At 35.9% G+C, this 12,708-nt stretch carries 10 protein-coding genes; 2 read left to right on the forward strand and 8 right to left on the reverse strand.

Annotated features, from left to right (window positions below; all coding sequences use genetic code 11):
- Positions 1 to 17 precede the first annotated feature (17 nt).
- The 8 genes from recF to codB all read right to left on the reverse strand — a co-directional run bounded on the left by recF (position 18) and on the right by codB (position 9,520).
- Entirely contained in the window at positions 18 to 1,094 is a 1,077-nt protein-coding gene (gene recF, locus RHO12_09625; protein WVD65634.1) for a DNA replication/repair protein RecF, read from the reverse strand.
- Between the two features lie 54 nt (positions 1,095 to 1,148).
- Positions 1,149 to 2,252: a DNA polymerase III subunit beta gene (dnaN, locus tag RHO12_09630; GenBank protein WVD65635.1), complete on the reverse strand. Its 1,104-nt coding sequence runs from the start codon at positions 2,250 to 2,252 to the stop codon at positions 1,149 to 1,151.
- A gap of 26 nt (positions 2,253 to 2,278) precedes the next feature.
- The gene (gene dnaA, locus RHO12_09635; GenBank protein ID WVD67399.1) at positions 2,279 to 3,646 is read right to left on the reverse strand and encodes a chromosomal replication initiator protein DnaA; all 1,368 of its coding nucleotides are present in this window, start codon (positions 3,644 to 3,646) and stop codon (positions 2,279 to 2,281) included.
- A 239-nt stretch (positions 3,647 to 3,885) separates the two neighbouring features.
- Entirely contained in the window at positions 3,886 to 4,923 is a 1,038-nt protein-coding gene (gene ompA, locus RHO12_09640) for a porin OmpA (GenBank protein ID WVD65636.1), read from the reverse strand.
- Positions 4,924 to 5,136: 213 nt separating this feature from the next.
- Complete coding sequence (locus tag RHO12_09645) at positions 5,137 to 6,036, reverse strand: recombination-associated protein RdgC (protein WVD65637.1); 900 nt, start codon at positions 6,034 to 6,036, stop codon at positions 5,137 to 5,139.
- A 107-nt stretch (positions 6,037 to 6,143) separates the two neighbouring features.
- On the reverse strand, positions 6,144 to 6,893 hold the full coding sequence (locus RHO12_09650) for a MipA/OmpV family protein (protein WVD65638.1): 750 nt from the start codon (positions 6,891 to 6,893) through the stop codon (positions 6,144 to 6,146).
- A gap of 105 nt (positions 6,894 to 6,998) precedes the next feature.
- Positions 6,999 to 8,276: a cytosine deaminase gene (locus tag RHO12_09655; protein WVD65639.1), complete on the reverse strand. Its 1,278-nt coding sequence runs from the start codon at positions 8,274 to 8,276 to the stop codon at positions 6,999 to 7,001.
- On the reverse strand, positions 8,273 to 9,520 hold the full coding sequence (codB, locus tag RHO12_09660; protein ID WVD65640.1) for a cytosine permease: 1,248 nt from the start codon (positions 9,518 to 9,520) through the stop codon (positions 8,273 to 8,275). The genes RHO12_09655 and codB overlap by 4 nt, the downstream gene beginning before the upstream one ends.
- 286 nt (positions 9,521 to 9,806) lie before the next feature.
- Between codB and glnS the strand changes: the two genes are divergently transcribed.
- Together glnS and tcdA are read left to right on the forward strand one after the other, a co-directional pair.
- Positions 9,807 to 11,471, forward strand: a complete 1,665-nt coding sequence (gene glnS, locus RHO12_09665; GenBank protein WVD65641.1) for a glutamine--tRNA ligase — start codon at positions 9,807 to 9,809, stop codon at positions 11,469 to 11,471.
- Between the two features lie 198 nt (positions 11,472 to 11,669).
- Positions 11,670 to 12,470: a tRNA cyclic N6-threonylcarbamoyladenosine(37) synthase TcdA gene (tcdA, locus tag RHO12_09670; protein ID WVD65642.1), complete on the forward strand. Its 801-nt coding sequence runs from the start codon at positions 11,670 to 11,672 to the stop codon at positions 12,468 to 12,470.
- The last annotated feature ends 238 nt before the right edge of the window (positions 12,471 to 12,708 follow it).

Here is a 12,708-nt window from a genome sequence, read left to right on the forward strand (position 1 = left end):
ACTAAATAGCCATAAAATTATTCTGAGATTATACCAGATCTTATGTAAAAAATCTTATCATTTTCGTCAATCATTGGTTGAATTTGTTCTTGATCGACGGCACTGATAAAAACTTGCGAGTCGGTCAATTTTAAACGCTTAGCAAGCAGGGCTCGTTTTGATAGATCTAATTCTGATGCAAAGTCATCAATTAAGTATAAACAAGCTTGATTATTATGCTTGGCATAAAACTCACCTTGTGCAAGTCTTAGGGCACACATTAATAGTTTCAATTGTCCTCGCGAGAATAACACTTCAACAGGAGTACTATTTATGCGCAATTTAAGATCGGCTTTATGTGGTCCGACTGTTGTATAGCTAAATAGTTTATCTCGTTCAAAATTCTCAGCCAATAGTTGTGCATAATCAAGCGATGACTCCCAGCCTTGATAGAATTGGCAATCTAATTCATATTCAGGTAAAAAGTCATGACTTGTTTTTATTATTTCATCATGAATTTGTTTAATATAAGCATTGCGAATGAGGCTTATCTGATTTGCAACTGGTACTAATTCTTTGTCCCATGGTTTTAATTGTTCATAATTGTTGGCACGTTTGAGTAAGGCATTACGCTGTTTGAGTAATCGACGAAGATTATTCCAGAAAGTAATAAATTCACCATAATGGTGAAAGCAGCCCCAATCAATAAAAGCCCTGCGATATTTCGGTCCACCAATAAGTAGGTCAAACCCTTCTGGTGTGATTAACTGCATCGGCAATAGTTTTGCTAGTTCAGCTAGTTTAAATCCCTCATCATTATCAATTTTTATTTTATTATCACCATTGCGGGCTTTAGATAAACCAATAGTATGAGTCTTATTTACTGACGATATAATTTCACTAAATAATACTAATTGTGGTTTGTCATGCTGAATGATTCGATTTGATAATTGGTGACGAAAGGCTCGACCATGTCCTAACATATAAATCGCCTCAAGAAAACTAGTCTTTCCGCTACCGTTATCACCAATAATAAAATTAAATTTTGGCGATGGTGAAATGTTAGCAGTGTGAATATTACGAAAGTCGTGAATATTTAGTTTAGCGATAGTCATATGATTATTTGCTAGACCTATTGCATCATCATGTTCCAATAGGTCAATTTTAATTTATAGACGCATTGGCATTACGACATACGTCGCCGCTTGTTTATTGATATCTTCAATTTGCACGCTTGATGTTGAGTCTGATAGTAGTATCTGTATCGTGTCACATTTTAATGTATTTAAAATATCAAGTAGGTATGTGACATTGAAGCCAATTTCTAACGGTTCTGCACAGTACGCTACGTCTACCATTTCTTCCGCTTCTTCTTGCTCTGGATTGGTTGCAGTAATTTTGATTTGGTTATTGTCAATATAAAGGCGAATTCCTTTAAATTTTTCATTGGACAAAATAGCTGCACGAGATAGTGCATTTTTAAGTTCTTCACATGAAGCATCCAACGTTTTATCTGGATTACGTGGGAGTACTTTTTTATAATCAGGAAATCGACCATCAATCAATTTCGAGGTAAAAGTCAAATCAGCTAAGTTAACGCGTAAGTTATTGTTGCCTATTTGAATATTGATTAGCTCATCGCTATCGCCAACAAGCTTAGCTAATTCTAGGACACCTTTTCTTGGCATAATAACAGAAGTCGTTGTTGGAATATTTTGCCCAATAGGTAATGCACACACAGCTAATCGGTGTCCATCTGTTGCGACAGTTTTTAGTGAGTCATTTTCAATCTCAAATAACATTCCATTAAGATAGTATCGTACATCTTGATTTGCCATTGAGAACTGGACGGAATCGATCAATTGTTTTAGCGTCTTTTGCGGAATTGAGAAATCAGCGTCATATTGCCAATTTTCTAAATTAGGGAAATCGCTAGCGGGCAATATTGATAGGGAGAATTTGCTTCTACCTGATTGAATAGTTAAACGACTATCATCTAGAGCAATTGAGAGTTGCGCATCGTTGGGTAGGCTTCGACAAATATCCAAAAACTTGCGGGCAGGCACTGTTGTGGTACCCGATTCATTTGCTTCAGTAAGTGCTATCCTGGCAATCATTTCGATTTCAAGATCGGTTCCTGTCATCGATAAAGTGTTATCACTAACTTGTAGCAACAAGTTACCTAAAATCGGTAGTGTAGGGCGACTACTCAGAGGAGCACTGACAAGTTGCAGCGGTTTTATCAATTTTTCACGGTCAATAATAAATTTCATGATATTTTGCTTCAGTTAAAGAATAATTATGTTGAAAGGGTGCGAATTAAATTAGAGTAATCTTCTTTAATATCATTACTTTCTTCTCTCAATTCAGCGATTTTTCGGCACGCATGTAAAACCGTGGTATGATCTCTTCCACCAAAGCCATCACCAATTTCGGGCAAGCTTTTGTTAGTAAGTTCCTTCGCTAAAGCCATCGCTACCTGTCTTGGACGTGCGACTGAACGGGAGCGCCTTTTAGACAACAGATCCGAAACTTTTATTTTATAATATTCTGCCACAGTTTTTTGAATATTTTCAATAGTAATGAGTTTTTCTTGCAAAGCAAGTAAGTCTTTTAATGCGTCTTTAACAAAATCGATACTAATCGATTTGCCAGTAAAGTTAGCATTAGCTATTACCCGATTTAAAGCGCCTTCAAGTTCTCTAACATTTGAACGTAGTCGCTTAGCAATGAAAAACGCAACCTCTTCGGTGAGACGAATATTATTTTCATCGGCTTTTTTCATTAATATTGCCACTCGCGTTTCTAGTTCTGGAGGTTCTACTGCGACAGTAAGACCCCAGCCAAAACGAGATTTTAAGCGGTCTTCTACGCCATCTATTTCCTTTGGATATCTATCCGAGGTTAAAATAATTTGCTGATTGCCTTCTAAAAGCGTGTTAAAAGTATGGAAAAATTCTTCCTGTGTGCGTTCTTTATTAGCAAAAAATTGAATATCATCAATTAACAATGCATCAACAGAACGATAGTAACTTTTGAAGTCCTCAATTGCATTGTTTTGTAAAGCTTTTACCATATCTTGTACAAAGCGTTCTGAATGCATATAAATAACTTTCGCATTACTTTTACTTTGTAAAATTTGATTACCAACAGAGTGAAGTAAATGTGTTTTCCCTAGTCCTGTTGAGCCATAAATAAAGAGTGGGTTATATGCTTTCCCCGGATTTTCAGCTACTTGTTTTGCCGCTGCGTTTGCAAGTTGGTTTGATTTTCCTTCAACGAAACTATCAAAAGTGTATCTAGGATTAATGCCAGAAAGATAGACGATGCTTTCATCGTGTTTTTTCGTTTTCCATTTAGGCTCACTGGCTGCGAGTGGTTTTTCTTTCTCTGCTACTAATTCTATTTTTCGAATCACTTCATTTTGGCGCTTTGGCGCTCCGACTTGAATCAAAATTTTTGGCGATTCAACATCAAGCAGTTGGCTTAATAGTAGTGATATTTTAGCGAGATATTTATTTTTGACCCAATCTTGGACAAAACGATTAGGCGCATAAAGATAAAACTTATCATCTTCTTTTTCAACTTGAAGAGGCCTAATCCATAAATTAAACTCTGTTGCTGTTAGCTCTTCTTGTAATTGAGATAAACATTTTTGCCAGACCATTATAGACACCGGATCTCCAAATATTTCTGAATATATCTAATTACCCACAGGATAAAATGAATAATAAGTACTTACTGTGAATAAAAAAAGTAATTTATCTGATTTTACCTATTTTATAGACAAAACTTTATAAGATATGAGTATTATACTGGTTATTGTAATTCATATGTATTAATAATCAATAAAAACCCGGCGCATTCACCGGGTTATTTAAAAAATAAAAGTTAATACTAAGATTATTATTTAGTATTAGTCTTTTGTTCAGAAACTAAAACTTCCTGAATTGTTGTTGCTTGAACTTGGATCTCAACGCGACGATCTGGAGCGAAACACTCTCTAAGTTCTGCGCCTTTAAGTGCATTACATTTATCACCAGTCACAGAATTTGATTTACCATCACCACGTGCAGAGATTAAGCCAGCAGGAACGCCTCTAGACTCTAAGTAGTTCATTACCGCTTTAGCGCGCTGTTCAGACAGTTTTAAATTATAGCTATTTGAACCAATCGGATCAGTATAACCAATAACGATGATTGCGCTTTCAGATGGATTTAATTTAACTAAAGTTTTAACTAATTCATCTAATGAAGCTTGACCTTCAGGTTTGATATCTGCTTTTGAATAAGAGAAGAGAATATCTTCGTTTAATACATAACGGTTTTCACGTACTTCTAACTCTGAAGCTTTTGGTACACTAGGAGAACCTAAACTATAAGTTACACCAAGTGTAAGCATACCATTATCTGGATTGATATTGCTATCAGTACGGATATGGTTAACCCATTGATATTCTAAACGAGTAGAAAAATCTTGATTTAGACGATAATCAAAACCTAATGCATATACAGGAGATACGTCTGTATTGCTGTGTTTTTCGCCATCAGCTTTCCAACGAGCAGTACTAACAAAAGCACCAGCACGAGCATACATATCTAAATCATCAGTAATGAAAGAGATCGGGTAACTTAATTTACCTGTAAAAGATGCTCCGTGAGCAGTTAGTTTTTCACCGCTAGTCTTGTATTTAACATTTCCTAACCAATCATAACCTAATTCAAAAGCAAGGTATGGATTAGCTTGGAAACCAACGAATGCACCGCCACCAACATTGTTCGATGATGCTTTAGTTGCGCCATCTACACGATCAGCGTGGGTGTCGTAGAATTTTGACCAGCCTAATTTAGCACCAGTATAGAAAGTATCATCTGGTAATGCAGCATTAGCTACTGATGTAAGGCTAGCGATTGCCACTGCTAGCGCTAAAGTTGTTTTTTTCATTTTGTCCCTCAACTTAATTTTGTGTTGATAATTACTTCTAACAGTTCAACATTAAACTGCTAAAAATAATGCTTTCTTTCTGTCTTTTATTATAACTATACATAGAAATACTTACTTAGTATACCATGTCCCATTTGCATTGCTATAGATAATTCATCATCTTACTTTGAAGAATCATATTTTAATTAGTATACTAAATTTTTTTATGTTACGCTAATTAGTGATTTTAATCAATGCATTAAATGTATCAGATAGTATTTTTGTCATAATAACAAAGTCAGCTTCAAGCTTTTTGTCTTTTTCTTCTGGCATGAAATCGTCATTTTTATCAGCAACAGTGCTATCAAATTTAATTCTTTTTAACGTGTAATCTTTATTTAAGATAAATGAAACACCTCTCTCATCAATGAGATTTAACTTATTAACTTGCTTGCCAGCATCAATATGTACTAATACTTCATTACTATCTATTTCTAGATTTTTACAGCGGACAATCTGATTATCTTCTAATACATCTTTTAGCTCTATCTCATTACCTAGCTGAATAGGTGGGTATTGTTTTGTGTCTCGAACCCATTCAGTCATGGTTTTATCTAATGGTATCTCACTTGACAATGGTGAAATAGATAGGCTGCCCATTTCTTTTCTTAATAAGGCAAGAATATCTTCTGCTTGTTTAAAACTGGCACTATCAACAATTACTCTTTTTGCTTGGGTATCGATCCATAGCCAAAAAAATTGATATTTACTGAAGGCTCTAGGTAGTAAATCGATAAAAACTTCATCTTTTAATGACTGCTTTTCGGTTTTTTTTAATTGACGGCCTAGCGCATTTTCTTGTACCGTTATTTTATCTGCTAAGGTTTGCTTAATCACAGATGAAGGTAATATTTTAGTTTCTTTCTTTAAGCGTAACAATAATTGGTTATTAATATCGATCATTAGTGAATTATCGCCATGTTCACCATAAGGCGAAACCCAACCTGATTTTGTGCTATCAGTATTACCGCAAGGAGTGAACGGACAAGCATTAATAGCTTGTTCGACGATTTTCTTATCGAGAAGATTATCTTTATTGAGTTGATAAACAATCGCATTTTTAAACCAAAGCATGTTGATAGGTCTTCCTTAGTAAATATTATTTTTTAACATGCTCGTAGCTTTTAACTAAAACGAGCATCGTAAATTATGAGTTCACTTTGCTGCAAAGTAAAATAACACTAAAAACTATATGTGATACCAGCAAAAATACTTGGAACAGTACTGTTAGCTATCATTGGACTATTTTTTACATCACCAGTTAACTTATCCACTCGAGCACCTAAATATGCTCCAAAATTTTGGGTCAACGCATAACTTCCAACTAATGACACATAAGGTGTAAAGGAGCTCTTGGCGTCGTGATAAGCAAGACCAGAGCGAACTGATTCACTGTGGGAGACACCATAATAATAGTCGTTATTTTTATCATTTGCCCAGTTAATTCCAACACGTGGTTCTATTGCCCATTTATCACCTGAGAATACATAGGCATAACTCGCATTAATTAAAACGCTATTACTTTCGTTTAGAATATCTGCACCAATGCTCGTAGCAAAATTACCAAATCCAGTTGAAAGTGTATACCGTGCTTCAGCCAAAAGAGTGGAGCGACGTTTATTGAGTTGTTTCATTTGAGCGTTGTCAGTATCTTTAGTTTTGAACTCTAATGGAAGATAACTTACCCCCAGGGACACTTTCTGATTGTCATCAGAGTAGACATAAGCACCCGCAGTGAAGTTATTAATAAAAAATACCTCATTGGAAAATGCAATATGAGGTAGAGGATAATATACCGCGCCATACCCTTTGTATGGTGAATCAGTCCAACTAGCACCCATTCCCACCGAAATTGGCGTAGCTTGTGCCGGAATCGATGCAATAATTAAAGCGGTACTAATTGTTAACGAAAAAATGATACGTTTGTTCACTAATTACTCCTAAGATATTACTAATTGTTACCACAGAAAGCTCCTTTATGTGGCTGTTTTGGTTATTTAAAATAAAAAACTTATACGTATATAATATATTTACGCTCAGTTGTATGTTACCACTTTTTCTTGCTCCGCAATAATATAATGTTTCGCAGGCTCAGTTCTAGAGATAATTTTGCCGTGGCGAATAGAATACAGAATCGGCGTTTGCCTGCGAACTGCATCAAACCCGCTATTAGCCGCTAGAATAATTAAGTTAGCATCATGACCAGTATGAACACCATATTTTTTATCGGAAATATTCAATGTTTTTGCGCTATTTGTGGTAATCAGATCTAAGCTTTGATTTAATTGCTCATAGCCCATTAATTGACAAATATGCAGCCCCATATGTAGTACTTGTAACATATTTGCGGTACCAAGTGGGTACCAAGGGTCAAAGACATCATCATGGCCAAAACAGACATTGATTCCTGCTTCTAAAAGCTCTTTAACGCGTGTAATACCTCTACGTTTAGGGTAAGTATCAAAACGTCCTTGCAGGTGAATATTCACAAGGGGATTGGCAACAAAATTAATGCCGGAGAGTTTTAATATTCTAAATAAACGAGAAGCGTAGGCTCCATTATAAGAGTGCATTGCTGTTGTATGACTTGCGGTAACTTGATTGCCCATTTCATATTTATGCGCTAATGCCGCAACAGTTTCGACAAATCGAGATTGCTCGTCATCTATCTCATCGCAGTGTACATCTATCAATCGGTTATACTTTTTGGCCAGTTCAAAAATAAAATGTAATGACTCAATGCCGTATTCACGTGTAAATTCAAAATGGGGGATAGCACCGATAACATCAGCACCTAATTCAATCGCTTTTTCCAATAGTGCTTTACCATTGGGATAAGACAAAATGCCTTCTTGTGGGAACGCAACTATTTGCAAATCAATCCAAGGGGAAATTTCTTGTTTAACCTCTAGCATTGCTTTTAAGGCTACCAATGACGGGTCGGATACATCAACATGAGTTCTCACATACTGGATACCATTAGCGATTTGCCATTGCAATGTCTTTAACGCTCTATTTTTTACATCATCATGGCTGAGCATTTTTTTACGTTCAGTCCAACGCTCGATCCCTTCGAATAATGTTCCTGATTGATTCCAAGCAGGTTGTCCTGCTGTTTGTGTTGTGTCTAAATGAATATGTGGTTCAATAAATGGTGGTATAACAAGTCCTCCATTCGCATCAAGATCATACGCCATTTTTTGTATCTGTTCTGATATTGCACCAAATTTTCCATTAATTATTTCTATTTGCCATAAACCATCTCGGTTTGGTAGGCGAGCATTACCAATAATAAATGCTATTTTTGAATTCATTTTCGACCTCTGGAAATTCCAATTCTTCGCGCAAGTGGATTGATAATTATATAACTTATTGCGCTACCAAGCACTGAATTAATAGGAACAATGCCTGGCAATAATTTAGCGCATAAAATGCCAACTGCAACAGCTACGATGGCAACCCAATTAATTTTTCTTCTACTCCCATTAACTAACGATTGATAGCGTTTTTTGTTTATAACATAATCTGCGATAATAACCCCCCCAATCGGCGGGATTGCGGTTGATAAAAAGGTTAGCCAACCGACAAAATTATTATATAGCCATACCGCACAAAGTGTACCAATAATACCATTTATCATTGACATGGTTTTACTCGATAGACCCGTGATATTGGCCATTCCAAGCCCTGATGCATACAGTGCATTATCATTGGTCGTCCAAATATTGAGTCCCAGTACAATAATTGCCGGAATTAATAAGCCTTGGGCGATCATCACGTCAGATATATCAGCTTGACCAACGGATGCCGCTCCTGCAGCACCGAAAATAAACATTAATGAATTACCGAGTAAAAAAGAGATGATAATAATAATAAAAACATGTCTAGCTTTTTTACCAAACCGAACAAAATCGGCGGTTAGTGTTCCGGCGCTAATAAAAGAACCAACTACAATGGTGAGCGCAGTAGAAAACGATAATGGATTACTTGGCGCCATATCGATTAACGCACTTATTCCTCCAGAATCAATTATTGCAATCCTAACAGAATAACAGCCTAAAACACCAATAGCAGGAACCGCAATAATCGATAAATAAAGTAAAGCTTTAATCCCTTCAAACGCGACGGTGATGGTCATTAAGATACCAAACAAACCAATAAGCAGATACTCATTGAGCCCTGTTGCTTTGCTTACAGGGAATGCGAACATAGCTAATCCAACACCAAACCAACCAATTTGTGTCGCACTTAATAGAAAAGAGGGTAGCCAAGAACCTTTTCTGCCAAAGGAAAATCGAGCTAATAGATGGGTCGAAAATCCTGTTTTTGCGCCAATGTAACCGAGTATTGCGCTATAGAGCCCTAGCAGCAAATTGCCAATAAAAAGGGCTAAAAAGAAGTCACTAAATGTTAAACCTGTTCCTAACGTTCCTCCAGCCCACATGCTAGCAGAAAAAAACGTTAGACTTAACATAATAAATGTTAATGAAATAACGTTTTTTTTAGCTGATAGTGGTACGGCTTCTTGACTGAAATTATGATCTTTTCTTTTTGACATGCTGAGCTCAGATTATTCTTAATTGATAAAACGCTGCTCATTATAATGATTTTTAACAGACAAACTATAACTTAACTTATTGATAATATTTAATTGTTTGAAATATCAATAGTATTATTTTTGAGACAATAAATAGTGTGATTTATAACCATATAATTTTTATCTTTATTTAGCTTAGATAATTGTGATTAATAGCATTCACGAATAGTAAAAAATTTGTTATATTCACTCGCTATAGTTTTAAACATACGAACAAGCAATTTAAATTGAGATTTAGGGGAATTTTATGAGCGATATCGAAGTTGCAGCTCGTCCAACAAACTTTATTCGTCAAATTATTGATAACGATCTGGCTGAAGGTAAATATCAAACGATTCAAACGCGCTTTCCTCCAGAACCAAACGGGTATTTGCACATAGGTCACGCTAAGGCAATTTGCTTGAATTTTGGTATTGCTCAAGATTATCGTGGTAAATGCAACTTGCGTTTTGATGATACTAATCCTGTTAAAGAAGATGTGGAATATGTAGAATCGATTAAAAACGATGTTCAATGGTTAGGGTTTCAGTGGGATGGCGAGGTTCGTTACTCATCAGACTATTTTGAACAACTATTTCTATATGCTATCGAACTCATACAAAAAGGCCTTGCATATGTTGATGAGTTATCCGCTGACGAGATCCGAGAGTATCGTGGAACACTAACGCAAGTAGGTAAGAATAGCCCGTATCGCGATCGTAGTATCGATGAAAATTTATCGCTATTTAATAAAATGAAAAATGGTGAATTAGCTGAAGGTACAGCTTGCTTGCGAGCTAAAATTGATATGGCTTCACCATTTATTGTTATGCGAGATCCTGTCTTATATCGAATAAAATTTGCCAATCATCATCAGACCGCAGATACATGGTGTATTTATCCAATGTACGATTTTACCCATTGTATTTCTGACGCGATTGAAAATATCACTCACTCGTTGTGTACATTAGAGTTCCAAGATAATCGTCGTCTATATGATTGGGTCCTTGATAATATTACGATTTCCTCTCGTCCTCATCAATACGAATTTTCGCGTCTCAATTTAGAATACACAATAACCTCAAAGCGTAAACTTAACTTATTAGTAACAGAAAATATCGTTGATGGTTGGGATGACCCTCGGATGCCAACAGTATCAGGCATGCGCCGTCGAGGCTATTCAGCTGCGTCAATTCGTGAGTTTTGCCAACGAATAGGCATTACGAAACAAGAAAATACAGTAGAAATGAGCGCGTTAGAGTTTTGTGTGCGAGAAGACCTTAACGAAAACGCACCGAGAGCCATGGCAGTAATCGATCCGGTTAAAATTATTATTGAAAATTTCTCTGATTCATTAGATGAAATTCTTATGATGCCAAATCACCCTAATCGTCCAGAATTAGGCTCGCGTAATGTTCCATTTACTCGAGAACTATATATCGATCGTGCCGATTTTCGCGAAGAGGCGAATAAAAATTACAAACGTTTAGTATTAGGTAAAGAAGTCCGTTTACGCAATGCTTATGTTATTCGAGCTGATCGTGTTGAAAAAGATAACGCAGGCAATATTAACACGATTTACTGTTCATATGACCCTAGCACACTAAATAAAAACCCTGAGGATGGGCGTAAAATTAAAGGTGTTATTCATTGGGTTTCAGCTAAATTTGCACTACCTGCTGAAATTCGCCTTTATGATCGTTTATTCAGCATGCCAAACCCGAGTGCTGCCGAGAACTTTCTAGCGACGATTAACCCTGAATCATTAGCGATTAAAAGAGGATTTGTTGAGCCAAGTTTACGTGATAGCAAAGCCGAGTTTGCTTATCAGTTTGAAAGAGAGGGCTATTTCTGTTTAGATAGTAAATATGCGAAAGAAGGGAATCTTGTTTTTAATCGCACAGTAGGGCTTCGTGATAACTGGAGTGAATAGCTAGGTTATTTTTATTTGATATAAACCGCCGTGTGCGGTTTTTTTCTATTCAAATTTCATACAAATCGAATACTTTAACTAAAAGATAGCATTAGTTTTTATGGTTGCTTACAATTAGGGGTGAGGTTGCATCGAATGGGTATCGCTGATAGTATGATCTACCTTTTCTAGCGTTTAATTCTAATATTTTTACTCAAGATGAATACTGTATTTTCTGATAGTTATCGACAACGTTTTAGTGGAATTGCCCGCCTGTATGGCGAGAATGCACTGACCCATTTTCAACAAGCAAAAATCTGTGTCATTGGTATCGGAGGTGTTGGGTCTTGGGCTGCTGAATCTTTGGCTCGTAGTGGGATCGGATATATTACCTTAATTGATCTCGACGACATTTGCATCACGAATACCAATCGACAAATTCACGCACTAAAACAGAATATTGGTCGAGCTAAAACAGACCTTATGGCAGAACGAATCAACCAGATTAATCCTGAATGTCGAGTTAGTTGTATTGATGATTTCATTAACCAAAGTAATGTGAGTGAATATTTAGGGACTAAAGCTATGCCTAAATATGATTTTATCATCGATGCTATTGATAGTGTACGTGCTAAAGCTGCTGTTTTGGCGCACTGCAGACGTAGCAAATTAAAAATTATTACAATTGGTGGTGCTGGTGGTCAAAAAGATCCGACCAAAATTAATATTGCGGATTTAGCTAAAACCATTCAAGACCCTTTATTAGCTAAGTTGCGCGAAAGATTAAAAGGTGAGTACAAACTAACAAAAGATAGCAAAGGAAAATATAGTATTCCTTGCGTTTATTCAACCGAGCAACTTACTTACCCTGCCGCTAATGGCGAAGTTTGTTTGATCAAAAATCAAGCTGAAGGATCGAAAAAAATGGATTGTGCTTCTGGTTTTGGCGCTATAACAAATGTCACTGCGACATTTGGTTTTGTTGCTGTAAGCTATGTGCTAGATAAATTATTAAAATAATTAATTGTTATATAAATGATAGTGTATCTATATAATTTAATTTTATAAATTACTCTTGCCAAATTATATTAATTTTCTCCCCCTTGAAATTTAGTTATTTCCCTACATAATTATTGTATAAATAAACTATCAAATTTATTGAATCCACCTTACAAATTGTGCCTTGTTTGGTTATGAGTATTGAATCCAAATATAAACTGATCTAGGATACTAGCCACAGTCTAAACGTAAAAAAAGA

It is taken from the genome of Orbaceae bacterium lpD02, assembly GCA_036251875.1.
Lineage (GTDB): Bacteria > Pseudomonadota > Gammaproteobacteria > Enterobacterales > Orbaceae > Orbus > Orbus sturtevantii.

What these genes read in the sequence shown, in the direction of transcription:
- codB (WVD65640.1), bottom strand. Translation starts at nt 9,520, where the DNA reads ATGTCAAAAAGAAAAGATCATAATTTCAGTCAAGAAGCCGTACCACTA.
- RHO12_09655 (WVD65639.1), bottom strand. Translation starts at nt 8,276, where the DNA reads ATGAATTCAAAAATAGCATTTATTATTGGTAATGCTCGCCTACCAAAC.
- dnaA (WVD67399.1), bottom strand. Translation starts at nt 3,646, where the DNA reads ATGGTCTGGCAAAAATGTTTATCTCAATTACAAGAAGAGCTAACAGCA.
- RHO12_09645 (WVD65637.1), bottom strand. Translation starts at nt 6,036, where the DNA reads ATGCTTTGGTTTAAAAATGCGATTGTTTATCAACTCAATAAAGATAAT.
- ompA (WVD65636.1), bottom strand. Translation starts at nt 4,923, where the DNA reads ATGAAAAAAACAACTTTAGCGCTAGCAGTGGCAATCGCTAGCCTTACA.
- tcdA (WVD65642.1), top strand. Translation starts at nt 11,670, where the DNA reads ATGAATACTGTATTTTCTGATAGTTATCGACAACGTTTTAGTGGAATT.
- dnaN (WVD65635.1), bottom strand. Translation starts at nt 2,252, where the DNA reads ATGAAATTTATTATTGACCGTGAAAAATTGATAAAACCGCTGCAACTT.
- recF (WVD65634.1), bottom strand. Translation starts at nt 1,094, where the DNA reads ATGACTATCGCTAAACTAAATATTCACGACTTTCGTAATATTCACACT.
- glnS (WVD65641.1), top strand. Translation starts at nt 9,807, where the DNA reads ATGAGCGATATCGAAGTTGCAGCTCGTCCAACAAACTTTATTCGTCAA.